Source organism: Bacillus sp. GbtcB10 (assembly GCF_019091365.1).
GTDB classification, from domain to species: domain Bacteria; phylum Bacillota; class Bacilli; order Bacillales; family Bacillaceae; genus Bacillus; species Bacillus altitudinis.
The window spans coordinates 643478-670101 of record NZ_JAGXJP010000001.1 but is presented as its reverse complement, the minus strand read 5'-3'; the positions used below and the strand labels follow the sequence as shown (position 1 = coordinate 670101).

General features: G+C 43.3%; 26 protein-coding genes, 1 riboswitch and 1 other annotated feature. Of the genes, 1 reads left to right on the top strand and 25 read right to left on the bottom strand.

Going from position 1 to position 26624, the window contains the following annotated elements; genetic code table 11:
• Window positions 1-47 precede the first annotated feature (47 nt).
• Window positions 48-1757, top strand: coding sequence for an Rqc2 family fibronectin-binding protein (locus KVT11_RS03645; protein ID WP_217608977.1), 1710 nt, complete (start codon window positions 48-50; stop codon window positions 1755-1757).
• Window positions 1758-1788: 31 nt separating this feature from the next.
• Here KVT11_RS03645 and KVT11_RS03640 read toward each other — a convergent pair whose 3' ends face one another.
• The 25 genes from KVT11_RS03640 to KVT11_RS03520 form a co-directional block, all read right to left on the bottom strand.
• Entirely contained in the window at window positions 1789-2292 is a 504-nt protein-coding gene (locus KVT11_RS03640) for a precorrin-2 dehydrogenase/sirohydrochlorin ferrochelatase family protein (protein ID WP_039166748.1), read from the bottom strand.
• Window positions 2273-3058, bottom strand: coding sequence for a sirohydrochlorin chelatase (locus KVT11_RS03635; protein WP_017367214.1), 786 nt, complete (start codon window positions 3056-3058; stop codon window positions 2273-2275). The genes KVT11_RS03640 and KVT11_RS03635 overlap by 20 nt, the downstream gene beginning before the upstream one ends.
• A gap of 76 nt (window positions 3059-3134) precedes the next feature.
• Complete coding sequence (gene cobA / locus KVT11_RS03630) at window positions 3135-3890, bottom strand: uroporphyrinogen-III C-methyltransferase (RefSeq protein ID WP_050827248.1); 756 nt, start codon at window positions 3888-3890, stop codon at window positions 3135-3137.
• A 28-nt stretch (window positions 3891-3918) separates the two neighbouring features.
• Complete coding sequence (cysC, locus tag KVT11_RS03625; RefSeq protein WP_007499696.1) at window positions 3919-4512, bottom strand: adenylyl-sulfate kinase; 594 nt, start codon at window positions 4510-4512, stop codon at window positions 3919-3921.
• 13 nt (window positions 4513-4525) lie between these two features.
• Window positions 4526-5662 carry a sulfate adenylyltransferase gene (gene sat / locus KVT11_RS03620; RefSeq protein WP_045034247.1) on the bottom strand — a complete coding sequence of 379 codons (1137 nt, stop codon included), beginning with the start codon at window positions 5660-5662 and terminating at the stop codon, window positions 4526-4528.
• A gap of 57 nt (window positions 5663-5719) precedes the next feature.
• Entirely contained in the window at window positions 5720-6784 is a 1065-nt protein-coding gene (locus tag KVT11_RS03615) for a sulfate permease (protein WP_050827247.1), read from the bottom strand.
• 13 nt (window positions 6785-6797) lie between these two features.
• Window positions 6798-7499 (bottom strand): phosphoadenylyl-sulfate reductase, encoded by a 702-nt coding sequence (locus tag KVT11_RS03610; RefSeq protein WP_007499702.1) that lies wholly within the window; start codon window positions 7497-7499, stop codon window positions 6798-6800.
• A 45-nt stretch (window positions 7500-7544) separates the two neighbouring features.
• Window positions 7545-7691 (bottom strand): YezD family protein, encoded by a 147-nt coding sequence (locus KVT11_RS03605; protein WP_008344920.1) that lies wholly within the window; start codon window positions 7689-7691, stop codon window positions 7545-7547.
• A 74-nt stretch (window positions 7692-7765) separates the two neighbouring features.
• Window positions 7766-7868: riboswitch (SAM riboswitch) on the bottom strand.
• Between the two features lie 159 nt (window positions 7869-8027).
• A complete protein-coding gene (gene pyrE, locus KVT11_RS03600) occupies window positions 8028-8666 on the bottom strand; it encodes an orotate phosphoribosyltransferase (protein WP_017359346.1) in 639 nt (212 codons plus the stop codon).
• Window positions 8667-8673: 7 nt separating this feature from the next.
• Complete coding sequence (gene pyrF, locus KVT11_RS03595; protein WP_129548274.1) at window positions 8674-9378, bottom strand: orotidine-5'-phosphate decarboxylase; 705 nt, start codon at window positions 9376-9378, stop codon at window positions 8674-8676.
• Window positions 9350-10282, bottom strand: a complete 933-nt coding sequence (locus tag KVT11_RS03590) for a dihydroorotate dehydrogenase (RefSeq protein ID WP_017359348.1) — start codon at window positions 10280-10282, stop codon at window positions 9350-9352. The genes pyrF and KVT11_RS03590 overlap by 29 nt, the downstream gene beginning before the upstream one ends.
• A complete protein-coding gene (locus KVT11_RS03585; RefSeq protein ID WP_007499709.1) occupies window positions 10276-11052 on the bottom strand; it encodes a dihydroorotate dehydrogenase electron transfer subunit in 777 nt (258 codons plus the stop codon). The genes KVT11_RS03590 and KVT11_RS03585 overlap by 7 nt, the downstream gene beginning before the upstream one ends.
• Window positions 11049-14264: a carbamoyl-phosphate synthase (glutamine-hydrolyzing) large subunit gene (gene carB, locus KVT11_RS03580; protein ID WP_007499710.1), complete on the bottom strand. Its 3216-nt coding sequence runs from the start codon at window positions 14262-14264 to the stop codon at window positions 11049-11051. Before carB ends, KVT11_RS03585 begins: the two co-directional genes overlap by 4 nt.
• Window positions 14249-15343, bottom strand: coding sequence for a carbamoyl phosphate synthase small subunit (locus KVT11_RS03575; RefSeq protein ID WP_019743288.1), 1095 nt, complete (start codon window positions 15341-15343; stop codon window positions 14249-14251). The genes carB and KVT11_RS03575 overlap by 16 nt, the downstream gene beginning before the upstream one ends.
• Window positions 15340-16626: a dihydroorotase gene (locus KVT11_RS03570; protein ID WP_025207306.1), complete on the bottom strand. Its 1287-nt coding sequence runs from the start codon at window positions 16624-16626 to the stop codon at window positions 15340-15342. Before KVT11_RS03570 ends, KVT11_RS03575 begins: the two co-directional genes overlap by 4 nt.
• Window positions 16610-17533, bottom strand: coding sequence for an aspartate carbamoyltransferase catalytic subunit (locus KVT11_RS03565; RefSeq protein ID WP_116306833.1), 924 nt, complete (start codon window positions 17531-17533; stop codon window positions 16610-16612). The genes KVT11_RS03570 and KVT11_RS03565 overlap by 17 nt, the downstream gene beginning before the upstream one ends.
• Window positions 17534-17663: 130 nt before the next feature.
• On the bottom strand, window positions 17664-18992 hold the full coding sequence (locus tag KVT11_RS03560; RefSeq protein ID WP_050827243.1) for a solute carrier family 23 protein: 1329 nt from the start codon (window positions 18990-18992) through the stop codon (window positions 17664-17666).
• Window positions 18993-19147: 155 nt separating this feature from the next.
• Window positions 19148-19690 carry a bifunctional pyr operon transcriptional regulator/uracil phosphoribosyltransferase PyrR gene (gene pyrR, locus KVT11_RS03555; protein WP_007499718.1) on the bottom strand — a complete coding sequence of 181 codons (543 nt, stop codon included), beginning with the start codon at window positions 19688-19690 and terminating at the stop codon, window positions 19148-19150.
• 170 nt (window positions 19691-19860) lie between these two features.
• Entirely contained in the window at window positions 19861-20775 is a 915-nt protein-coding gene (locus tag KVT11_RS03550) for an RluA family pseudouridine synthase (protein ID WP_007499719.1), read from the bottom strand.
• Entirely contained in the window at window positions 20772-21239 is a 468-nt protein-coding gene (lspA, locus tag KVT11_RS03545) for a signal peptidase II (RefSeq protein ID WP_008344942.1), read from the bottom strand. Before lspA ends, KVT11_RS03550 begins: the two co-directional genes overlap by 4 nt.
• Window positions 21240-21333: 94 nt before the next feature.
• On the bottom strand, window positions 21334-21708 hold the full coding sequence (locus KVT11_RS03540; RefSeq protein ID WP_008344944.1) for a TraR/DksA family transcriptional regulator: 375 nt from the start codon (window positions 21706-21708) through the stop codon (window positions 21334-21336).
• 160 nt (window positions 21709-21868) lie between these two features.
• Window positions 21869-24634, bottom strand: coding sequence for an isoleucine--tRNA ligase (ileS, locus tag KVT11_RS03535; RefSeq protein ID WP_008344945.1), 2766 nt, complete (start codon window positions 24632-24634; stop codon window positions 21869-21871).
• A gap of 59 nt (window positions 24635-24693) precedes the next feature.
• Window positions 24694-24931: a binding site (T-box leader), on the bottom strand.
• 59 nt (window positions 24932-24990) lie between these two features.
• The gene (locus tag KVT11_RS03530; RefSeq protein WP_008344947.1) at window positions 24991-25485 is read right to left on the bottom strand and encodes a DivIVA domain-containing protein; all 495 of its coding nucleotides are present in this window, start codon (window positions 25483-25485) and stop codon (window positions 24991-24993) included.
• Between the two features lie 26 nt (window positions 25486-25511).
• Window positions 25512-26288 (bottom strand): YlmH family RNA-binding protein, encoded by a 777-nt coding sequence (locus KVT11_RS03525; protein ID WP_048002848.1) that lies wholly within the window; start codon window positions 26286-26288, stop codon window positions 25512-25514.
• 54 nt (window positions 26289-26342) lie between these two features.
• Complete coding sequence (locus KVT11_RS03520; protein ID WP_370539204.1) at window positions 26343-26621, bottom strand: YggT family protein; 279 nt, start codon at window positions 26619-26621, stop codon at window positions 26343-26345.
• Window positions 26622-26624 lie beyond the last annotated feature (3 nt).

Here is a 26624-nt window from a genome sequence, read left to right as displayed (position 1 = left end):
TAAGGTTCTTTCAGTAGATTTGTGTGAAAGAAGAGGGTGTATCCAACATGTCATTTGACGGCATTTTTACATACGGTATGACTAATGAATTGCAAGAAACATTAACTGGCGGAAGAATTTCGAAAATACATCAGCCATACAAGCATGAGCTGATTTTTCATATCCGGTCAAAGGGGAAGAATCATAAGCTGCTTTTATCCGCTCACCCGAGCTATGCAAGAGTACAGCTCACTGAGCACCATGATGATAATCCGAGCGAACCGCCAATGTTTTGTATGCTTCTCAGAAAACATCTTGAGGGTGGGTTCATTGAACGTTTTGAACAAATTGGGTTAGATCGGGTGATCGTGCTGCACGTGCGAAGCCGAAATGAAATTGGCGATGAACAAACCCGTAAGCTGTATATTGAAATTATGGGCCGGCACAGCAACTTAATTCTCGTGGAGGACGAAACGGAGCAGATCATTGACGGACTGAAACACCTTTCTCCATCTGTGAACAGCTATCGAACGGTGCTACCCGGACATCAATATCTTCTGCCGCCGGCACAGCAAAAGCTGAATCCTTTTGACGTGACGAAGGAAGATATTTTAAAGCATTTACGTTTTCAAGAAGGGAAAATCGCCAATCAAATTGTCGATACATTCTCTGGGGTTTCTCCGCTGTTTGCTAAGGAAGCTGTCCACAGGGCCGGTCTTGCCAATCAGGAAACGATTCCAAGTACATTGCTCAAGATGTTTCAGCTCATTCAGGCGCATTCTTTTACCCCTCAGCTCACGAGAAAAGACGGGAAAGAGTATTTTTATTTATTAGAACTTCAGCACGTCCATGGTGACATGAAGACATTTGATTCTCTTAGTGAGCTACTTGACCGCTTTTATTTCGGAAAAGCTGAAAGAGACAGAGTCAAACAGCAGGCGGCTGATCTTGAACGTTTTGTTGTGAATGAAAAAAAGAAAAATGAAAACAAGCTGAAAAAACTAACAAGAACACTTGAAGAATCTCAAAATGCGCACAAGTACCAGCTTTATGGTGAATTGCTTACTGCCAATATATATGCGATTAAAAAAGGGGATAAAGAAGCGACAGTTATCAATTATTATGATGAAGATGGCGGAGAGATCACGATCCCGCTCAAAACAAACAAAACCCCTTCTGAAAATGCGCAAGCGTATTTTACAAAATACCAAAAGGCAAAAAATGCAGTAGAGGCCGTAAATGAACAAATCAAGCGAACGCATGAAGAAATTGTTTATTTTGACGAGCTGATCCAGCAGCTGTCCTCTGCCTCACCAAAAGATTTAGAGGAAATAAGAGAAGAACTGGTGGAAGGAAAATATTTGCGTCCCAAACAAAAACGCAATGCCAAAAAGAAAAAACCATCGGCCATTCAGCTTGAAGCATATGAATCCTCTCAAGGTGTTCCGATTCTCATTGGAAAAAACAACAAGCAAAACGAATATTTGACCACAAAGGCGGCAGCTCGTGATGACATTTGGCTGCACACAAAGGATATTCCTGGATCACATGTTGTCATTCGTCACAAAGCGCCTGATGAACAAACCTTGCTTGAAGCGGCACAAATTGCTGCCTACTTCTCGAAGGCAAAAGAATCAAGCTCCGTCCCTGTCGATTATACGAAAATCCGGCATGTGAAAAAACCAAACGGAGCAAAACCGGGCTTTGTCACATATGATCAACAGCAAACATTATTTGTGACGCCTGATGAGGATGTTGTCCTAAAGCTGAGAAAATAAAAAAGAGCCGATTAAATCTTTAGATGAGATTTTATCGGCTTTTTCTTTGTCTTTTTTTTCTTTCTATATAGAGCTCATCCAGTGCATCTACATCCTCTTGTTCAAGCAAGGTCTCAATGGCCGCAGCCAGCTGTTTAGTGCGGGCTGGGCTTGCACCACTCGTAGATATGGAGATTGTCACTTTTCCTGCCCTTACAACCTTTGGCACAATCACATTGCCTAGCTCTGACTGGCTCACACAGTTGACGAGCTGATGAGGAAGCGCTGATTGCGTCATCCACTCGTTTACTGAAGGATCATCTGTAGCAGCAACAATTAAAAATGCATCCTTTACATCTTCCGCATCCACTTTCTTTTTTTTCCAAGTCAGCTGATATGTCTCAATGAGATTCGCCATTTCATCACAAATGTCAGGGCTCACAATGGTTATGCTGCATGGCTCCATGCATAGCGCACTCGTCCTTCTAGCCGCAATCCTTCCACCGCCGGCAATTAGCACGTGTTTATTGGTTAGATCAAGATGAACTGGAAGCATGGCTTTCTCCTTGAAAACGAAACGCATCCTCTTTGTTTAAGATGGTTTCCTGCACACGTTCAATATAAGCTGCTTTTACATGGGGATGAAACCCAATATATCGGCAGACACGGACATCTCGCAGCCGCTCTCTCGCCTGATTCGCTTCACTCTCAATCTCTTTCATTAAAATGCCGGTAAATAAAAGATAAGGCACGAGATAGACAGGCGTATCGTCATCTACTGTTAACTGTGCTAAGACGTCACGATAATTCGGTTCACACGCTGTAATAAAACACGGAAAAACCTCTGCACAAGGCAACATGCTTCGGACATCATCTGCAATGCCAAACACATCCCGCTTTACATCTGGATCAGAGCTTCCGCGGCCAATTAAGAGAATTTTTGCGTGCTCTCCCTTGTATCCAGCTTCTTCAATCCTTGCGATAACCGCTTTCGTGACTTCTTGGTTCACGCCTATAGGTCTTCCATATGTCACTTTCACTTGTGGGAAACGTTTTTGTACTTTCACAATCTCATCTGGAATATCTGATTTGGCATGCATGGCAGTTAAAAGGAGGAGCGGGACGATCGCAATGTGGGTTGCTCCTTTTTGTACGCAAGTCTCAAACCCTTCTTCGATTGAAGGGTCCGTCAACTCTAAAAAACAAATTTCTTGTATATCTGCTTCCACTAACGGCATACAGCTTTTCATAAAAGAAATGGCTTTATCCTGTGCTTCTTTTACCCTGCTTCCATGCCCAACATAAAGGACAGCTTGTTTCATTTGACTCCTCCTTGCAACCCTAGTTTTATTCAGACGAAAAGACACGATGTCCACACGTGTCTTTTCACCTTTGTTCTCATTTCTCAATCAGTGCTGGTTCAAACCAGTTCAACTTTTGATGAAAGTGAACGACATCTCCTACTACGATTAAACTCGGATGCTCGATCCCTTCTTTTTCAACCGTTTCAGATAGTGTCGCCACCGTGCAGCAAGTCGTGTTTTGCCTTGTGGTCGTTCCCCAGTGAATAAACGCAGCTGGGGTTTCAGGATTCCGCCCATTTTTCAAAAGCAGCCGCTGGACTCTTTCCACGTTTTTGACGCCCATGTAAATGACAAGGGTATCAATCCCCGTCGCCAGCGCTTCCCACTTTTCTTCAAAATGTTCATCCTTTTGATAATGCCCTGTTACAAACGCAACATTTGAGCTGAATTCTCGGTGCGTGACTGGAATGCCTGCATAAGCAGCGGCTGCAATGCCAGAAGTAATCCCTGGGACAACTTCATACGGAATACCGTGCTCAGCTAAGCATTCGATTTCTTCACCGCCGCGGCCAAATACAAAGGGATCACCGCCTTTTAGACGAACGACTATGTTCCCTTCCTTCGCATAAGCAACAAGCGCTTCATTAATCGCTTCCTGTCTCATCGTATGATGATTCGGCAGTTTGCCGCAATAGATCAACTCCGCCTCCGGTTTGGCATGGGCAAGAATCTCTTGATTGACAAGACGATCATATAAAATGACATCTGCCTGCTGTATTGCCTTATGGGCCTTTAGCGTAATTAAGTCTGGATCACCCGGTCCGGCACCAACAATGTATACTTTCCCCATCTTGCTTTCTCCCCCTGCCATCAGGCGATTATTTCGTTTTACCTTTTACATATTCAACAAGCCGCTGTTTTGACTCCTCGCGTGATAATTCACCTGTATCTAGAACAAGCTCAGGCGCAGCTGGCTCTTCGTATGGTGAATCGATTCCCGTGAAAAATGGAATTTCGCCGTTTCTTGCTTTTTTATATAATCCCTTTGGATCACGCTCTTCACACACGTTCAGATCACATTTCACAAACACTTCGTGAAATTCTCCGTCTTCGACTAACTGTCTTACGATTTGGCGGTCTTCTTGAAATGGTGAAATAAAAGCAGTAATGACAATCGTTCCTTGCTCAACAAATAATTTCGCCACTTCACCGATGCGCCGAATGTTCTCTTTTCTGTCGTCATCTGAAAAGCCTAAGTCTTTATTGAGTCCATGGCGTACGTTATCGCCGTCAAGGACTGTCACTTGGTACCCCTGTTCAAAGAGCTCTCGAGCCGCTGCGTTGGCGATCGTCGATTTACCTGAACCGCTTAGACCTGTCAGCCAAATGATCCCGCTTGTATGGTTGTTTTTCTGTTGATATTCTTTTTTAGTAATAGATGAATCATGCCACACGATATGTTCGTTGCTCATGTCATATCCTCCTTTAAGATACCGTCGTTTTTAATCCTTCGATTAATGTTTCAATGACTTCTTTTCGGCTGAACGTGCTCGGTGGTAATTCACCATTTCTCAGCATCGTTCTGACCTTTGTACCTGAAAGAATGACATGTTCGCTTTTATCATGTGGGCATGTTTTTGGTGTTGCCATGGCTTCACATGTATTGCAGTAAAAGCTGTGCTCAAATTTTAATGGTGTGATCCCAATTTCTTCGCTTGTAAATTGTTCAAATAGCTCCTGCGCTTCGTATGTGCCGTAATAATCACCAACACCTGCATGATCTCTGCCGACAATAAAATGTGTACAGCCATAATTTTTACGCACAAGCGCATGAAAAATCGCTTCCTTTGGTCCAGCATAACGCATGGCAGCAGGAAAAACACCTAAAAAGACGCGGTCTTTCGGGTAATAACCGTTCAGTAACACTTGATAGCTTTTCATTCTGACATCTGCTGGAATATCATCAGATTTTGTTTCACCAACAAGTGGATTTAAAAATAGACCATCCACTGTTTCCAGTGCTGTCTTTTGAATGTATTCATGCGCTCGATGGACTGGGTTTCTTGTTTGGAAACCAACAATGGTTTTCCAGCCGTTTTCTTTAAACTGTTTTCTTGTTTCTTCTGGCTCATACGTAAATTGCGGGAAAGGTTTTTCGCTACGTTTCGTCAGTGTAATTTTACCACCAATATACGTATCACCGCGTTCAAATAATTTTTTCACGCCTGGGTGATTGCGGTCATCTGTTTTATACACATTCACTGCTTCTTTTTCCTTATCAGGTGTGTATTGATCTTCCACCTCAATGACCCCGTATACTGTTCCATTATACGATAGACGAACAATGTCACCTTGATTGATCTCCGCTGCTTTTTCCTTTGTGACAGGCAAAGTAATCGGAAGAGACCAAACGACACCACTTGCTAGTCGCATACTGCTGACAACTGCTTCATAATCAGCTTTCGTTAAAAACCCTTCAATTGGACTATACCCGCCAATTGCGATGAGTTCAAGGTCTGCAAAAGAGATGGCATCCAGCTCAATTTCTTTCGCAGCTGTGCTTAGATCAAATTCTTCATTTACTCGATTAATTAATACGCCACCATGTGGTGTTAAACTCATTTGTTCATCTTCCTCTCAATGTTCATATTTATTAGATGTTAATAGTCGGATTTATATTTAAATCCCGCCGCCCTGTTCATGAATCGAGCTGCTCTCATTTTTAACTGCCTTCATAAGACTCAGTGCACCTAGTGAAGCTAGCAGTACACTCATCATGATAAAGATAGAGTAATAGTCTCCTTTTAAGAAAAGGCTTACTAGCAAATAAGATAGACTAAGTGATAAGAAAGGTGACACAACCCATACCTTCAGCATTTTTTTCACAACATGTTTATGGAATATGTTCGGTCCACCCTTTGCCATACCTAGCCCAATAATGGACGAGGAGGTAATTTGAGTAAGGGGAACAGGGAGTCCGAATATAGAGCTGACGATGACAAGTCCTGCACCGGTGCTCGATAATAGAATGCCTTCACCCGTTTGATAGCGTGTAATTTTCTTTCCGTTTGTTTCTAGTACCCTTCTTCCTAGAAGCAGCGCCCCAATGGCCACAAAGATTCCGCCGTAAAGGGTTCCTTGCCCGACTGTTAAAACACCTGACGCGACAAGCGGGCCGACCGCATTGGCGACATTGTTCATGCCGGCTGAAAATGCTTCTAAAAACCCACTGATAATCAAAACAACAGATAAGATCAATGTACCTTTTTTGGATAATGTCCGTTTAGGGAACAATCTGATGATTTTGACAACAGCAAAGGTAAAAACAAAGGCAACAATCGGAATAATCACCCAAAAAGAGACAATGACTAAGATCGATTTCACATACAGCACTTTATATGCGGCTGCCACACCGACCACAGCTCCTACTGTGACCTCACTTGTGGATAAAGGAATGGCTAAGAGATTCGCTATGAAAAGTGATAATGCGGCCGAGCCAATGATGATACACACAATTTCAAGTGTGATGACAGATTCCGGCATAATCCCGGAGCTGATCGTTTTGACGACCTCACCGCCGCCAATCACTGAACCTGCTAATATTCCAACTGCACAAACGCTGAGCGCATATATTGGCTTTTTGATCGCACCTGATCCATATGCGATGCCCATCGAAGCGGCTGCTCCGCTTGCGCCAATATTTAAAGCAAAGAATAAGCTAAATAAAATTGCGGCGATTTCCATACATTATACTCCCTTACTCATGTAATCCGCACTCAGTCTTTGCTGTCCCTGACCATCTTCCAGAACGCAAATCATCAGCAGTAAATGCCGGCTGTGTACAAGGTGCACACCCGATGCTTGGATATCCTTGGTCATGCAGCGGATTATAAGTAAGATCCTCTCTAGACGCATATCTCCATATGTCCTTCCACGTCCAGTGGATGAGCGGACATACTTTAACTGATTGGAATTTTTCATCCTTATTTAAGAAGTTCGTACCTGCTCGTTTAGGCGACTGCTCTCTTCTTAAACCAGACAGCCATGCCGGATAGCCAGATAGTGCCTCTTGCAACGGAATGACCTTTCTCATATGGCAGCAGCTTTGAGGATTCGTTTCCCATAATTTATCACCATGCTGCTCATTCTGCTCTTCCACCGTCAGCTCAGGTGTTTTCAGCACGATGTCTAACCCGGGATATCTTTCCCTAACTGCATCAATGGTGTCGTATGTTTCCTTAAAATGCAGACCTGTATCTAAAAAGACAATTCTTGCATCTTTTTTTACTTTCGCAATAAGATCGATCAGGACAATGCCCTCAATGCCAAAACTGCATGCATAAACGAGCTGATCACCATAGTGGCCGTACGCCCATTTCAGCACAGATAGGGCCCCTTTATACAAATCGTCCTCTTGAAATGTAATGGACGGCTCTTGCCAATTTTCATAAGTTAACATTGTTTCTCCCCTTCCGGAGTACTGCTTCTATTGCTATTCTCCGCACTACTTTAATCTGATTTTTTCATTTTTTTCCACTTGAATCACTTGACCGTCCTGAACGATCAACGTAATTGAACCGAATTTCATATCCCCAATCAGCTCTTGCATATGCTTCACTAAGTCCTCATCCTGGTTTTGTTTCAGTTCCATCTCCTCTTCCTCCTCACCGTTAAAATAAAAAAACTTTCTTTCAGTCCGAAAGAAAGATGAGGAAGCTCACGATTTCCTTATCTTTCAAAATAGAATCATTTTGCAGGAAGTAGCACCTTGCAAATCGCAGGTTGCCGGGCTTCATCGGGCCAGTCCCTCCACCTCTCTGGATAAGAGTTTTAATTTGTATTAAATATTAACACAATTCAAACAAAAGTCAACCCGACTTTATTGATAGGATTAGTTTTTATTTAAATTTGAGTCTATTTTACTATTTTTAACCAAATAAAAAACTGTGCAGCGCAGCACAGCTTTTTTTAAAACAAAACAAGCTTTTTAGACCGTTTCTTCCATCCAAGATTCAGACGAAGGATCCTGTCTCCAGCGTTTTAGTTTATTCATAGCAGAAGGCTCGATTGCTTTTAGCTCAAGTGCCACTTCTGTCAGTGTGTCATAGTCTGTCAGCGTGACATAGGGAATGTTTTTCTCTTGAAAAGCCGCAGCTGCTTTTGGCAGTCCATAAGTGAAGATCGCAACAACTCCGAGTACGTCACAGCCTTCTTCTTCAAGAGCAGCAACAACTTCAAGAACGCTGCCTCCAGTTGAGATGAGGTCTTCTACGACAACCACCTTTTGGCCAGGTGATACGGCTCCTTCAATTTGATTTCCTTTTCCGTGTGCTTTTGGTTTACTTCTTACATAACACATCGGTACGTTCAGACGATCAGCTGCTAATGCCGCATGAGGAATGCCAGCTGTAGCTGTACCTGCGACAACTTCCGCTCCTTCAAAATGAGTGAGAATCAAGTCTTTTAAACCTTCCGCAATGTCTCCTCTGACCTCAGGATAAGACAAGGTGAGGCGATTGTCACAGTAAATCGGTGATTTGATACCGCTCGCCCATGTAAATGGTTCGTCTGGTTTTAAAGAGACAGCTTTGATTTGTAATAAATGCTTCGCGATTTTCGTTTTCATCCGGCAGTCACTCCCACTCTTTCAAAATTTGTTGATAAGCTTCCACTGGGTTTGTGGCTTTTGTGATCGATCTTCCCACAACAATCTGCGAAACACCCTGTTCTTTGGCAAAGGCAGGTGTCGCCACACGCTTTTGGTCATCCGTTTGATCATTTGGTAAGCGAATTCCTGGCGTCACAGTGAGAAAGGAAGGAGAGATTTGTTCATGAAGCTGTTTTGATTCATGAACAGAGCACACCACACCATCAAGTCCACTTTCATATGCCAATTGTCCATAATGAAGCACCGCCTCTTGCAATGGGCGGTCAATTAGTAATTCTTTTTTCATCATATCTTCTGACGTGCTTGTCAGCTGGGTCACTGCAATAATAGCCGGGCGATTTTGCCCGGCAGGGGTTCCGCTTTCAAGCCCCTCTACGGCCGCCTGCATCATTCTCTTCCCGCCGGCTGCATGCACATTCACCAAATCAACACCAAGTGCAGCAAGCCTGTTCATCGCTTTTTGCACAGTTGTTGGAATGTCATGAAGCTTCAGATCAAGGAAAATACGGCAATTTTTTTCTTTCAGTGCGTCAATAATGGCAGGACCTTCTTGGTAAAACAGCTCCATGCCGACCTTTACGAATAATGGAGCGCCTTCAAAACGATCTATAAAGGCGTGCGCCTCCTGTCCTGATGGAAAATCAAGCGCGATGATGGGCAAGTGCTTCATGTTTCCAGCTCCTTCCGATGCATTCCTCTACAGATGAATACCCATAAGCCGCTAACACATTCGGCAGTTCATCAATGATTTCCGGGCAAATAAATGGGTTCACAAAATTGGCTGTCCCAACAGCTACCGCACTTGCGCCAGCTAGTAAAAATTCAAGTACATCTTCAGCGCTTTGCACCCCGCCCATCCCAATAATCGGAATAGAAACGGCCTGACTGACCTCATGCACCATTCGGATGGCAACAGGTTTTACAGCAGGACCTGATAATCCGCCTGTTTTATTGGCAAGAATGGGTTTGCCTGTTTTTAAATCTAAACGCATCCCAATCAAGGTATTGATCATGGTGAGTCCATCCGCTCCAGCCGATTCAATCGCTTTAGCAATCTCAACGATATTGGCTACATTAGGTGACAGTTTCACATAAACAGGAACGGAGGAAACTTCCTTAACGGCTTTTGTCAATGTAGCCGCCATTTCTGGATCGGTCCCAAAGGCAATTCCGCCTGTTTTCACATTCGGACACGAGATATTCAGTTCAAGGGCATGAACATTGCTTGCTTGACTAATTTGCTTTGCTACTTCAACATAATCATCAACTTGTGATCCAGCAACATTGGCAATAATAGGGGTATCGAACTGCTCAAGCCAAGGTAATTCATGTTCAAGCACGCCTTTTAGACCTGGATTTTGGAGACCAATCGCATTCAGCATACCGGCTCCTGTCTCAGCTACCCTCGGTGTCGGGTTGCCAAATCTCGGTTCAAGGGTCGTGGCTTTAATCATGATGCCGCCCAGCAAGGAAAGGTCATATAATGATGCGAATTCTTTTCCAAATCCAAAACAGCCTGATGCAGGAATGATTGGATTTTTTAAAGATAAGCCGGGTAATTCGATGTTTAGCATGATAGCGCCACCTCCTCCGCTTTAAAAACAGGTCCATCCAGACAAACTTTAACGTACGGTTTCTCGTGCTGATCGGTATGACAGACACAAGCAAAGCATGCACCGATTCCGCAGCCCATTCGTTCTTCCATTGAAATATAGACAGGCTTATCGGGATAAGAGTCTTTTAGTGCTTTTAACATAGGTGTCGGTCCGCAAGAAAGCAAGACATCAAAGTCCAGCTCATTCTCTTCAATGACATTTGTCACGAAACCTTTCGAACCATATGTCCCATCAACGGTTGCGATAAACGTATCTCCGAGTGCTTGAAACTTCTCCTCATAAAATACATCCTTTTTCGATTGAAAACCGAGAACATGTTTTACGATGACGCCTTTTTTCGTTAACCGCTTAGACAGTTCATATAGCGGAGGCACACCGATTCCTCCACCGACTAATAATGCGGTCTGTCCGGCCTGAACGACTGAAGGGTCATAGCCGTTTCCAAGCGGTCCTAACACATCGACTGACTCTCCCGCCCGCTTTTGGGAAAGGAGCTTTGTGCCCTCTCCCTCTGCGCGGTAAATGATGGTTGCTTCTTGCTTTTCGGCATGAATGTTGGCAATACTGATCGGTCTTCTCAGCAGCGGTGTCATGGATTCACTGACCTTTATATGAAGAAACTGTCCAGCTGTTTGAAAGGATTCAACAAGATCACCTTTTAATGTCATTTCGTAAATATGATCAGCGATCTCTCGGTTTGAGACGACCGTCAAGTATGCTTTTTTCATATCGTTACTGTCACCTCAGCATTCGTTTTCACTTCTGGCATTTCATCTGCTCTAAATGTCATGCTCTCTAGCACTCTTAAAATCGCTTCCGCTGTATCTAGTGACGTTAAGCAAGCGACACCATTTTCAACAGATTCACGTCTAATTCTAAAGCCGTCTCTTGCCGGCTGTTTTCCTTTTGTTAAGGTGTTGATGACAAATTGGGCTTCACCATTTCGAATGACATCCAGCAGATTCTTTCCTTCTTCTCCTATTTTGCCGACAACACTTGATGGAATAGAGGCTTGTTTTAAGTAATTCGCTGTTCCTTCTGTTGCTAAAATATGATAGCCGATGGAATGGAATCTTCTTGCAATCTCAAGTCCTTCTTCTTTATCTTTATCAGCCACTGTCAGGAGCACCGTTCCGTCTTTTGGAATTTGAATGCCTGATGCAATCAACCCTTTGTAGAGGGCTTTTTCGATTGTGACATCTTTCCCCATGACTTCACCTGTTGATTTCATTTCAGGCCCTAGTGTAATATCTACTCTTCTTAGTTTTGCAAAAGAGAAGACTGGAACTTTCACATATACGCCTTCTTGCTCAACATGAAGCCCTTCTTGGTAGCCATAGTTTTTCAGTTTTTCTCCTAAAATAACCTTTGTAGCTAAGTTCGCCATTGGAATGCCTGTAATTTTACTTAAGAATGGGACAGTCCGGCTTGAGCGCGGATTCACTTCAAGTACGTACACTTCTCCTTTTGATAGAACAAATTGAATGTTCAAAAGCCCAATGATGTTAAGGCCTTTTGCCAGTTTAATCGTGTATTCTGCAATTTTCGCTTTGATGTCCTCTGACAAAGTTTGCGGCGGGTAGACCGCAATGGAGTCTCCAGAGTGAACTCCGGCTCTTTCAATGTGTTCCATAATGCCTGGTATGACAACCGTTTCTCCGTCAGACACAGCATCTACTTCAATTTCTTTTCCTGTCAAATACTTGTCAATGAGCACTGGGTGCTGCGGATTGACTTTCACCGCATTCTCCATGTAGTGAAGGAGCTCAGCTTCTTGATACACAATTTCCATTGCACGGCCGCCTAATACATAGGAAGGACGGACAAGCACGGGGTAACCGATTTGATTCGCAATCGCTACTGCCTCTGGCACAGACGTTGCTGTCTTACCTTTTGGCTGCGGCACGCCGAGAGTTTCTAATGTTTGTTCAAACTTGTCACGGTTTTCCGCACGGTCAAGGTCTTCAAGCGATGTTCCAAGTATCTTAACCCCTCTATTTGATAATTCATCTGCTAAGTTAATCGCTGTTTGTCCGCCAAACTGAACGACGACACCTTCTGGTTGTTCAAGGTCGATGATGTGCATCACATCTTCTACAGTGAGTGGTTCAAAGTAGAGCTTATCTGAAATACTAAAGTCTGTTGAGACGGTTTCAGGGTTGTTGTTAATAATAATGGCTTCATAGCCTGCTTGTTTGATTGCCCACACTGAATGAACGGTCGCATAATCAAATTCAACCCCTTGTCCGATTCTGATTGGACCTGAGCCTAGCACGATGACACTTTTCTTATCTGTTCGCTCGGATTCATTTTCATCTTCATATGTGCTGTAGAAATACGGTGTTTCTGATTCAAATTCTGCCGCACATGTGTCCACCATCTTATACACAGGAACGATGCCTGCTTCTGTTCTTAGGTTATAGACATCTGCCTCATTCATATTCCATTCGCGGCTAATATAAATATCTGAGAAACCTTTTTCTTTCGCTTCTTTTAAAACGTCTACATTGCCTTTGTTTTCTTTTAGTGTCTTTTCAAATGCGATGATGCCTTCCAGCTTATGAAGGAAGAAATAATCAATTTTCGAGAATTCATGAATCTGTTCGACGGTATAGCCTCTTCTTAGCGCCTCAGCGATATAAAACAGACGCTCATCTCCTGCTTTGATAATCCGCTTTTCAAGCACTTCGTTCGTAATGTCCGCTTCGTCTTTTAATTCAATGTGATGCACATCCGCTTCAAGTGAACGAACAGCCTTTAAAAGAGACTCTTCTAATGTACGGCCGATCGCCATGACCTCACCCGTTGCTTTCATTTGTGTTCCAAGTCGTCTGTTGGCAGATTCAAATTTATCGAACGGCCAGCGCGGGATTTTTGAAACGATATAGTCGAGTGCTGGTTCGAACGCTGCATATGTTTTACCTGTGACTGGGTTCATCATTTCATCAAGTGTTAGGCCGACTGCGATTTTCGCTGCAAGTTTTGCAATTGGATATCCTGTTGCTTTAGACGCAAGAGCAGAAGAACGGCTCACGCGCGGGTTTACTTCGATAATATAGTATTGGAAGCTGTCTGGATCAATCGCCAGCTGTACGTTACATCCGCCTTCAATGCCAAGTGCACGGATCAGCTTGAGTGACACATTACGAAGCAGCTGATATTCACGATCACTTAGCGTTTGACTTGGTGCCACAACGATACTGTCACCTGTGTGGATGCCGACAGGATCAAAGTTTTCCATGTTACAAACCACAATGGCATGATCTCCGCTGTCACGCATGACCTCATATTCAATTTCTTTAAAGCCTGCGATACTTTTTTCAAGCAAACATTGTGTCACCGGACTTAACTTCAGTCCATTCTCGACGATTTCTTTTAATTCTTGCTCATTTGTACAAATTCCGCCGCCTGTTCCGCCTAGTGTATAGGCTGGTCTAACAATGACCGGGAAACCGATTTGATCTGTGAATGCCATCGCTTCTTCAAGGTTATGGATGATTTCACTTTCTGGTACAGGTTCATTTAATTCATTCATTAGATTACGGAATAAATCTCTGTCCTCTGCTTTTTGAATAGCTGACAGCTTTGTGCCTAGTACTTCAACACCGCATTCAGCGAGTACACCAAGATCTGATAATTCAACAGCAAGGTTCAATCCAGTTTGTCCGCCAAGTGTCGGCAGAATCGCATCAGGACGTTCTTTTCGAATGATTCGTGTTAAAAATTCTGGTGTCAGTGGTTCGATGTATACCTTATCGGCCATTTCTGTATCCGTCATGATCGTCGCAGGGTTAGAGTTCACAAGAACGACTTCATAGCCCTCTTCTTTTAGCGCTAAGCAAGCCTGTGTGCCTGCATAGTCAAACTCCGCTGCCTGACCGATGATGATTGGACCTGAACCGATCACTAAAATCTTTTTGATATCTACGCGTTTTGGCATACTTCTTCCCCTTCTTTCTCAGTTGTATGAATCATGTCCATGAACTCGTCAAATAAGTAGTTCGCATCTTCTGGACCCGGTGATGCTTCTGGGTGATACTGGACAGTGAATGCTGGTGCTTCTTTATGTTTTAATCCTTCAATGGTGTTGTCATTTAGCGCAATATGTGTGACTTCAAGCACGTCTTCATTAATGGCGCTAACCGTGTAACCGTGGTTTTGAGACGTCAGAGTTACCTTGCCAGTTGCTAGTTCTTTGACTGGATGATTGGACCCTCTATGCCCAAATTTCATTTTTTCTGTACTTGCGCCGCACGCAAGCGCGAATAATTGGTGTCCTAGGCAGATACCAAAGAGTGGTACCTTTCCAATCAGCTGCTGAATCATTTCAACCGCTTCTGGCACATCGACTGGATCCCCAGGTCCGTTTGAAAGCATGATGCCGTCTGGTTTTAACTGTAATACTTCATCTGCCGTGATATTGTATGGCACCACAATGACATCACAATCTCGCTTATTGAGTTCGCGCAAAATGCCATGCTTCATGCCGAAATCGACAAGCACAATTCTTTTTCCTCTTCCTGGGCTTGGATACGCATTTTTCACAGATACTTGGCTTACTTGATCTGTTGGTAGCTGCATCGTTTGAAGGCGGCTTACAACGTCTTCTACTTGTTCATCCGGTCCTGCAAAAGCTCCTCTTAATGTACCTGCACTTCGAATCATGCGCGTGAGCTTGCGTGTATCAATGCCGCTAAGACCCGGGATATTTTTCATTTTTAAATACTCATCAAGTGAGTATGAAGAGCGCCAGTTTGAAGGCTTTTCACAAAGCTCTTTCACGATCAGCCCTTTCACAAACGGTGTGATCGATTCAAAATCATCACGGTTAATGCCGTAGTTGCCGATCAGCGGGTAAGTGAGTGTGACAATTTGTCCGCAGTACGACGGGTCAGACAAAATCTCTTGATAGCCTGTCATCCCTGTGTTAAAGACGACTTCTCCGACTGACGGTTCTAAGCTGCCAAAGCCTGTTCCTTCGAATACTGTTCCGTTTTCTAGCACTAAGCGTCTCTTCATTTTACTAGTCTCCCCTCTTCATAAACGACTTTCCCAGATGCAAGTGTCATGACCGGCCATCCTGATACAGTCAATTTGTCAAACGGTGTATTTTGTCCTTTAGATAAGAAGCTTTTTTTGTCAATTGCCATTTCTTTGTTTAAATCAATCAGTGTGATATCAGCGATTTGACCTTCTTCCAGCTTTCCGTATGGAAGAGCAAAGGCTTCTGCTGGTTTGATGGTCATATAATCAACAAGTTCTTTTAATGTCCATTCCCCTGTTTTCACAAAACGTGTGTAAAGAAGCGGGAACGCTGTTTCAAGTCCAACAATCCCAAAAGGTGCCCTCTGCATCGTTTCGTTCTTTTCTTCTTCTGTATGCGGTGCATGGTCTGTGGCGATAAAATCAATCGTGCCATCTAAAAGCCCCTCGATCAGTGCCTCGCGATCTTCTGCTCCTCTGAGCGGCGGATTCATTTTATAGTTTGTGTCAAGACCTGGGATGTCTGTATCACATAAGAGCAGGTGATGTGGAGAGACCTCAGCCGTCACACGAATGCCTGCTTTTTTTGCATCGCGTACCACTCGGACTGATTCCTTTGTGCTGATATGGCATACATGATAATGACAATTCGCTGCTTCTGCTAAGAGGACATCTCTTGCAATATGCACCGATTCACAAATTGACGGTATCCCGTTTAACCCATTTGCTTTTGAAAAGTCTCCTTCATGAACGCATCCTCCATAAATGAGTGAGTTATCTTCACAGTGCGCCACTATGGCTTGATCAAGGCTTGCTGCCTTTTTCATTGCTTCGTACATCATGCCTGCGGTTTGAATACCAACACCGTCATCCGTAAAGGCAAATGCACCCGCTTCTTTTAACGCCGCAAAGTCTGTCATCTCTTCGCCAATTTGTCTCGTCGTGATGGAAGCGTATGGCAGTACTCTTACAGATGAGGTCTCTTTGATTCGATTCATCAGCCATTCCATTTGTTCTTTTGTATCTGGAACTGGCCGTGTATTTGGCATCGCTGCAATGGTCGTATACCCGCCTCTTGCTGCTGCCTTAGAACCTGTTTCAATGGTTTCTTTTTTCTCACCGCCTGGCTCTCTTAAATGCACATGCAGATCAATCAAACCTGGTGATACAAATAGCCCTGCTGCATCAATGACTTCTTCTCCGTCTTCTCTTTTTAAGTGACCCACTGCTTGAATCACTTTTCCTTCTACCCTAATATCCTGCTGCACTCTTTCCCCTGTGCTTGTTAAGATAAAACCGTTTTTAATGAGATATGACATAGACAGAATCTCTCCCTTTTTGATGTAGTCTGCTATTTTGAAAAGCTCTTTTTAACACAGCCATTCGGATATACACACCATTTTCCATTTGTTTGAAAATCCTTGACTGTTTTGACTCTACTAATGAATCATCTATTTCAACACCTCTATTTACTGGTGCTGGATGCATAATAATCGCTCTTTCTTTCATTTTGCTTGCCCTGTCTACTGTTAATCCATAAGTCGATAAGTAACCCTCATTGCCCATCTTTTCTGAGTGCCTTTCATGCTGAATTCTCAGCAGCATCACCACGTCAGACCGCTTCACGGCTTCGTCCACTTCGACATACGTTCCATGAGGATTTTGTTCATCTTGGAAGGAAGCTGGTCCTGAAAAGAGCACTGTCGCTCCTAGTCTTGCGAGGACTTCAGCATTGGACCTTGCCACCCTGCTATGTTTGATATCACCATGAATCGAGATCGTTAAGCCTTCAAAGCCGCCAAACTCTTCGAAGATCGTCATCAAATCCAGCAATGATTGTGTAGGGTGCTGTCCGCAGCCATCTCCCGCATTAATGATTGGAATCCCGACCTTCCCAATCAGCTCTTTGTAATATTCGTCGGTACTGTCTCTGATGACACATGCCTTGACTCCGATGGATTCAAGTGTTTTCACTGTATCGTAAAGGGTCTCTCCCTTTTGAACAGAGGTACTTGCTGCGTCTAGGTTCAGCACATTCATTCCAAGTTTTTTCTCTGCCACCTCAAAGCTAAAACGCGTTCTTGTACTTGGTTCAAAGAAGAGGTTCGCTACAAATTCACCTGCTAAACCATGTTCCTGTTTCCCTTTTTTCAATGCACATGCTTCTTCAATCAGCTGTAAAATTTCTTCCTTTGACAAGCTGCTCATTGTCGATAAATCATTCATTTTTTCTGCCCCCTCTAGTTTTTCATCACTTTCAGGTTCAAAAAAACCCTAAGCCTCGGCAGCTTAGGGTTCTCCAAAAGAAGCAGGGGTGCTTTCGCACGTTCTGCTCCGTTTAGAACCCTTGTCAGCCTCACTGGACTTCTTTTAAAAGGTTTTCGGTATTCGATTCATTTGACTCATCATCTTCTGCCTTTTGATGCGGCAGAATCATATTTAACAGGACGCCAGTAATGGCAGCGAGTGCCATTCCTGACAGCGTCAGATTGATTTGTTTCACCTCAATGAATGCCCCGCCAATTCCAATGACTAAGATGACTGATGCGATAATGAGATTGCGCTTTTCTTCAAAGTTCACTTTATGATCAATCAGGATTCGCAGTCCGCTTGAGGCTATGATTCCAAAGAGCAGGAACGAAACGCCCCCCATAACCGCGGATGGTACTGTACTGATTAATGCTGAAATTTTCCCAACAAAGCCGAAGCAGATCGCAAACACCGCTGCTCCGCCGATGACGAAGATACTGAACACTCTTGTGATGGCAAGGACGCCAATGTTCTCTCCATAAGTCGTTGTTGGAGGTCCGCCGATGAGTGAAGCGAAGATTGTCGCCGCACTGTCTCCTAAAATGGAGCGATGAAGACCTGGCTTTTTAATAAAATCTTGTCCAACAACTTTGCTTAACACGACTTGATGGCCGATGTGCTCAGACATGGTCACAAAGGCAACCGGCACCATCACTGTGAGAATGCTTAAAGTCACAGCAGGTGTATAGTCGACAAATGGTACAACAAAGTCTGGTACAGCAAACCATTTTGCAGCAATGACCGGCTGGAAGTTCACAATGCCTTGTGTTAAAGCAAAGAGGTAGCCGCTGATAATGCCGATTAAGACTGGAATCAAGCTAAGGAATCCTCTTAGGAAGATCATACTAATAATGGTGACAGCGAGTGTGAAGCCTGCAACCATTAAGTGCTTCAGGCTGTAAACAAGCTCCTTTGCATTTGGATCCACGTACATCGCCATGTTAACAGCTGTTCCAGCGAGTCCGAGTCCGATGACCATAATGACGGGTCCTACAACGACAGGCGGCAGAAGCTTCATTAGCCAGCCTGTGCCAAGCCATTTGATAAATAATGCGATGAGTGCATATGCCACACCAGCCATAAAGGCACCTACCATTGCGGCTCCAGGGCCGCCGGTGGCTTTTACATTCAAGATAGGGGCGATAAAGGCAAAGGACGATCCAAGATACGCCGGAATCTGCCCTCTTGTGATGATTAAGTACACAATGGTTCCAACCCCGCTTGAGATGAGCGCAACGGCTGGGCTCATATCAATGATCTTTGGTACAAGAATGGTTGCACCAAACATGGCAAACAAGTGCTGCAGGCTGAGTGAAAGCCATGTGAACGGTTTTGGGATATCTCGAATGCCTAAATTGGCTTTTTGCTGACTCATGATTTTCCTCCTAGATGTGTCCTTTTTCATTAAAAAAGCCTCTTTGCGAGTATGCGCAAAGAGGCCTAGAAAAACCGTACACGTCACTTTAGTCGTGTGCTCGGTGTCTCTGTTATTGCCCTCTTTGCAAACTCTCTGGAATGCATTTAAAAAGGTTATTTTTCATATATAGCGACAAGGTCGTTTTGATCTACTTCATTGAGCTGAACCATGACTGTCTCTGCTTTTGATGTCGGGATGTTTTTCCCGATATAATCTGCCCGAATCGGCAGCTCCCGGTGTCCCCGGTCGACTAGAACAGCCAGCTGAATGGAAGATGGTCTTCCTACATCCACAAGCGCATCCATAGCTGCTCTCACCGTTCTACCTGTGAACAGCACATCATCAACGACAATGAGTGTTTTGTCATTAATGTCAGCTGGGATGTCTGCACCCTTGACAAGCGGGTCTTGGTTCTCTGTCTTTTTTGTCAGGTCATCACGGTATAGCGTAATATCAAGTTCACCCACAGTCACTGGGTTTCCTTCAATTTGCTCGATGCGCTCTGCAAGGCGCTTTGCAAGATGAATACCTCTTGTCTTGATCCCGGCTAGGATGACATCCTTCATCCCTTTGTTGCGCTCAATCATTTCATGTGCAATACGGGTAAGCGCTCGTCTTATCGCTTGTTCATCAAGAATGACTGCTTTTTGTTCCATCTTTTACACCTCTTTTTGACAAATAAAAAGCCCCTTCTGCAAAGGGCAGAGAGGGGCGCTCATTTGTGCATACTCGTGCACAAATTGATCCGTTATCCTTCTCAGCCTCTCTGGACTGTTTTAAAGAATCTCAATTTCTTCGTTTATTATTTCAAAAAAAGAACGGTCTGTCAATCGTTATTTCTTAATGAATCGATAAAGCCTCTCATATCAGCTGGAATTGGAGCTGTAAACTCCATATATTCTCCTGTTCTAGGGTGATCAAATCCTAACACGCCTGCATGTAGCAGTTGTCCATTGAAATCAACCGTTTTTCTCGGGCCATATTTTGGATCTCCTGCAAGCGGATAGCCAATGTATTTCATATGAACACGAATTTGGTGGGTTCTTCCTGTTTCAAGGCGGCATTCTACAACGGTAAAGTCTTTAAAGCGCTCCATCACATCAAAATGAGTGACTGCCTGCTTTGCATTTTCTTTTGTGACCGTCATGCTTTGGCGATCTTTTTTGTCTCGACCAATTGGTGCATCAATCGTTCCAGTATCATGCTGAATGATGCCATGAACAACGGCTGTGTATTTTCTAGTGACCGTTTTCGCCACCAGCTGATTGACGAGTGATTCATGCGCCATATCATTTTTTGCGACCATTAAAAGCCCTGACGTATCTTTATCAATTCGGTGGACAATTCCAGGGCGCATGACACCATTAATGCCTGACAAATCATTGCAATGAGCCATGAGGCCATTGACAAGAGTACCTGTCACATGTCCTGGTGCTGGATGAACGACCATTCCTCTTGGCTTATTGACCACTAGTACATCTTCATCCTCATAATAAATATCAAGATCCATTGATTCCGCTTCTACATCTAGTGCTTCTGGATCTGGAATCTCTACTTTGATTTGATCTCCAGCTTGTACTTTATAATTGGCCTTCACTTGTTTTCCATTTACTTCGATGAGCCCATCTTTCACCCACTGCTGGACTTGAGTTCTTGACCATTCTGGTTCAGTTGTGCTTAAAAATTTATCAAGCCGTTCACTCGTTTGTTCTTCTGAAACGGCAATGTTTACTTGATTCATGTAGTTGACTCCTTATTTTTCTTTCCATCTAACAGCATTTGAATAAAGAGCAGAATGACCCCCACACATAGAGAGGAATCTGCGATATTAAAGATTGGATAATGATAATCCCCAAATACGAAATGAGCAAAATCAACCACTTCTTGACGGAAAATACGGTCAATAAAGTTTCCAATCGCTCCGCCAAGCATTAAGGCAAGCGCTACGCCAAGTAGCTTGTCCTTTTGTCCATGTTTTTGCAAATAATAAACAATTCCTGCAATAACAACGAGTGTGATCACATAGAAAAACCACATTTGTCCTTGGAGAATCCCCCATGCGGCTCCTGAATTTCGGTGGGATGTGATGTAAAAGAAGCCATCAATCACAGGAATAGAATCACCGAGCATCATATGTTTGACAATGAGCCATTTTGTTAATTGATCTAAACAAATTATCACGAATGCGATTATGTAATAGAACACACACGTTCCTCCATCTTCATACTTTGGTCTTTAAGCATTTTATCAAGAAAACAGGAAGGAGTAAAGAAACTTTAGTTGACAGACAAAAACCTCCCTACATGTGGAAGGCTTCAAAATGAGAATCGTTCGATTCATAAGGATAAGGGGTGAATGCTTTTTTCTCGTATTGCTTATGATATAAAAAGTCGTCAGTCGTACGAGCAGTCGGAAGAATACTCATTTGTTCAATGGGCATTGTATGCCCAGTCGCCTCACATATGCCATAAGTTCCTTGTTCAATTTTTGCAATCGCGAGCGAAACATCTTGCAGTTCTTCTTTGATGTGATAAAGAAGCGTGGTCGTTTTTGCTTGATCGAACGTGACATGTTCAGCGGGTGAACGCAATGATGCATATTCAAACAGTTTCGATTGCAGTTCTTCTCTCATTTGAAGGAGTTCCATGTAAATCGTCTCTAGATCGCCATTCATGTCGCTGTTTCAACTCCTGCCCTGTCGTGATAATCATATTGTTGCCCCGCCTGTTCACTTTAAAGCCATAAGATTTTTCCTTTCGTTCTAAACGCTGTCATTTTCTCTATATCAAAAACGCCCCGCTATATGCGGGGCGCTAGTTGGTGATATCACGCTGTTAATTCTGGTAATATTTCTCCACAATTTCAGCATTTTTGAGCGACAATGTTGGGTATTTTGGATTTGCGCCAACATCTTTTGAAATAATGCGGGAACGTTCGCACAGTTCGCCTTCTGCTTTTTGAACAACAATTCGTCCTGATGTGTATTCAGGCGCTGATGCGTCTGCATGCTTCTCATCTTCTACTGTTAATTCAGAAATGATAAAGAGCTGCTTCACATCTTCTTTAATGGATGCAAGAAGGTTTTTCACTTCCTCTGTTGCATAAAGGGTCACACTTGCTTCAAGTGAACGTCCGATGACTTTCTCATTACGCGCAATTTCCAGCGCTTTTAGCACATCGTCACGCACTTCCATAAAGCGGTCAAACTTCACTTCTGTCGCTTCTGCTTGAGGAACAGCTACACCTTCTGGCATATCTGTTAACTGAACACTTGGTTCTTCAACAAAGCTTAAGTGGCTCCATAGTTCGTCTGCTGTATGCGGAAGAATTGGTGCTGTCAGCTTCACTAACGCCATTAATGTTTCGTAGAAGACCGTTTGCATGCTGCGGCGGTCTGGATGATCCGCATGCTCAATGTATACCACATCTTTTGCAAAATCGAGATAGAAAGAGCTAAGCTCAATCGTACAGAAGTTGTGGATGGCATGATAGACAACCGCAAATTCGTAATCATCATAAGCTTTTTTCACTTTATCAATCAATTTGTTTAATTTGATTAAGATATATTGATCCACTTCGCGAAGCTCTTCGACTGGTACTGCATTGACTGCTGGATCAAAGTCAAACAGGTTACCATGCAAGAAGCGGAACGTGTTACGGATTTTACGATAAACTTCTGCGACTTGTTTTAAAATGTCGTCAGACACTGGATGATCGGCTTGATAGTTGACAGAAGAGACCCAAAGTCTAAGAATCTCCGCACCAAGCTGCTTCGCCACTTTCGTCGGATCGATCGTATTGCCTAATGATTTACTCATTTTGCGTCCTTCTTTATCAAGCGTAAAGCCATGGCTGAGAACACCTTTATATGGCGCTTTTCCTGTGACAGCAACTGCTGTAGATAAAGATGAGTTAAACCAGCCGCGATATTGATCAGAACCTTCAAGGTAAAGGTCTGCCGGACGAACAAGGTCATCTCGTTCTTCTAATACCGCTTGGTGAGAAGAACCAGAATCAAACCATACATCCATGATATCTTGCTCTTTTGTAAATTCACCGTTCGGGCTGCCTGGATGTGTAAAGCCTTCAGGCAATAATTCTTTTGCTTCTTTTTCAAACCAAATATTCGAGCCATGTTCTCTAAATAATTGAGAGACGTGCTGAATCGTTTCATCTGTGATGATTGGCTCACCATTTTCAGCATAGAAGACTGGGATTGGAACGCCCCATACACGCTGTCTTGAAATGCACCAGTCACCTCTGTCACGCACCATATTGAACAGGCGCGTTTCGCCCCAAGCTGGAACCCATTTCGTTTCTTTAATATTATCTAATAGTGCTTCTCTGAAATCTTTAATGGAAGCAAACCACTGAGCAGTTGCACGATAAATTGTTGGTTTTTTCGTTCTCCAGTCATGCGGATAGGAGTGCGTGATAAAGTCGAGTTTTTTCAATGCGCCTTTTGCTTCAAGCTGTTCTGTGATGGCTTTATTGGCATCCTCGTAGAATAGTCCTTCAAAACCAGGTGCTTCTTCTGTCATCACACCTTTTTCATCTACTGGACATAACACATCAAGACCGTACTTCATACTTACGATAAAGTCATCTTCCCCGTGACCTGGCGCTGTGTGAACACAGCCTGTTCCTGCATCTGTTGTGACGTGATCGCCAAGCATCACAAGAGAATCTCTATCGTAAATTGGATGTGCTGCAACGACCTTATCTAATTCTTTACCTTTTAACGTTTTCACAACTTCGTACTCTTCAAAGCCAAGTGTTTTTGCCACTTGTTCAACTAGTTCAGATGCGATGACATATCGCTCAGCACCCACTTGAAGCACGCTGTACTCTAGGTTTGGGTGAACACAAATGCCAAGGTTTGCAGGAAGTGTCCAAGGTGTTGTTGTCCAGATGATGAACTGCTCGCCGTTTTCAAGTACGCCTTTGCCATCTTTCACTTTAAATGATACGTAAATTGATGGTGAACGTTTGTCCTTGTATTCAATTTCTGCTTCAGCAAGTGCTGATTCACTTGATGGAGACCAGTTAACAGGCTTAAGACCTTTGTAAATATAGCCTCTTTTCGCCATTTCACCAAAGACAAGAATTTGCTGCGCTTCGTATTCAGGCTTTAATGTCACATATGGATTGTCCCAGTCTGCTCTTACGCCCAAACGTTTAAACTGATTGCGTTGACCTTCGATTTGTTTCCAAGCATACTCCTCACATAGTTTACGGAATTCTGCTGTCGACATTTCTTTGCGTTTGACTTTTTTATTTTTCGTAAGGGCTGTTTCAATCGGTAAGCCATGTGTATCCCAGCCCGGTACGTACGGTGCATGGAATCCATTCATTGATTTAAAACGGACAATAAAATCTTTGAGGATTTTATTGAGTGCGTGCCCCATATGAATGTCACCATTCGCATATGGAGGTCCATCATGCAAAATAAAGGTCGGGCGTCCTTTTGTCCGCTCTAAAACCATTTGATAGATGTCTTTTTCTGCCCACTCCTCTTGGATTTCAGGCTCTTTGTTCGGCAGGTTCCCTCTCATCGGGAATTCTGTTTTTGGCATTAATAAGGTGTCTTTGTAGTTCATACCTATTCCTCCACATGCAAATTCGTATTAAAAAACAATAAAAAAAGCCCTCTCATCCCATAAGGGACGAGAAGGCTTGTCTCGCGGTACCACCCTTTTAGACAAGCGCTTTGAAATTGCCGCTTATCCACTCTAAAATCGTAACGTGATCAGACGCCTTTTCTTACTCATTCATTTCAGAAAAGGAACTAAAGGGGTGATCTCGTTGCAGCGTTTCGTAATGTCAGGCTTCCACCGTCCCTGATTCGCTTTATTACGCATGTAACCGCTGCGAGTGTCCCTTTCAAACGTTTATCTCTTGTTAATTTATGATGGTATTATATGCAACATGAGCACGTCATGTCAAGATGATGCGCTTATTCTTTTTCGTCAAAGACAGCGTCAACTTCATATTCCAGCAAATGATCCCAATCATCATTTTTCAGAAGATCAAGCTGAGCTTCGATGAGCATTTGGAAACGAGTTCTAAAGACTTTCGACTGTTTCTTGAGCTCTTCGATTTCCATTGCAATCTTTCTTGATTTTGATAACGCTTCGTTGATAATACGGTCTGCATTTTTCTCAGCTTCACGAATGATCAATTTCGCTTCTTTATCAGAATGACGCTTCACGTCTTCTGCTGCTTCTTGCGCCACAAGAATGGATTTGTTTAATGTTTCTTCAATTGTTGCAAAATGGCCTAGTCTTTCATCAAGCTCGTTGACTTTGTCTTCAAGCTCGTTCTTTTTGCGAAGTACGATCTCGTAATCTTTACGTACTTGGCTTAAAAACTCATTTACTTCATCTTCGTCATAGCCGCGAAAACTTTTTGTGAATGTTTTATTATGAATATCATTAGGTGTTAATGGCAATCTTGCCACCTCCAGATTCAAATTCGTTATGTCAGAAGCTCAAATGTTACTTTGAATTTATCTTTTTTTGTCTTCCCATCAATTGTTTTTAAGCTAAAGCGGCCAAATCCCCTGACAGAGAGCTGATCACCTTCACCAATTGTAAAGGAAGGGTCTTCAGTGACTTTCCAGTTGACTTTGACAAGACCATTTTTGACCAAAAGCTGTGCTTTTTGCCGAGACTGACGGCTGACAGCAGCACATACAGCGTCAAGCCGCAGTGAAGAAATCGTATCTTCTTTGATATCGGTTTTGCTGATGACTGGCTGAAGATCTGCCTTGCTAATTTCCTCTAATGAAACAGATGCTCTGCCCACATGCGTCAGCTGAGCCCGAACAAAATCGGCAACATCGCTTGTACAAATAAATTGCACGTTGTCCTCTGAAAACAACAAATCACCGAATTTTTGACGCTTCAGGCCTGTCCCAATAAGCGAACCGAGAAGGTTGGGGTGTTCTATCGAAATAAACTTTTTCGCATAGTTCACCTGAAAATAAGTCAGTTCAAAATCCTGTATGGTCGGTGCTAAATAGTCAGGATAGATCAAAGCCCTTTTCCGCTCCGCTTCCTCATAACCGCCAAAAAACATGAGACCTAGTTCATCAGAATGCTGAATCACGGACTGGGTAATGAACTGCTCACGCGGATCAAGAAAGTCTGTTAATTTCATTCGATATTGTTCGAGTACGATGTTTTTCCAGCCTAATACTTGGTCGACAAATGGCTGTTCGTCTTTTCTAAAATGTTGATAAATATCGCTCATTTTGTTCCCCTTTTATGTAAAAGAGCCTGGCAGATGCCAAGCCCGGCAGCCTGTTTACATGAATCGTACAATCATATTATAAAGACCAGTTAGTCCATACGATGATGCGAAACGAATCACAAGCAATGCCACAATCGGCGAGATGTCAATCATGCCAATTGGCGGAATAATTTTACGGAATGGTTCTAAATACGGTTCGCAAATGTTTGTCAAGAAGCGGCCAATCGCTGTTTCTCTTGCAGATGGCACCCATGACATAAAGATGTAAATAATGATCGCGAATGAGTAAATCGTTAAGACCGTACCCAAAATATTAAAAATGAAATTTAGAATAAC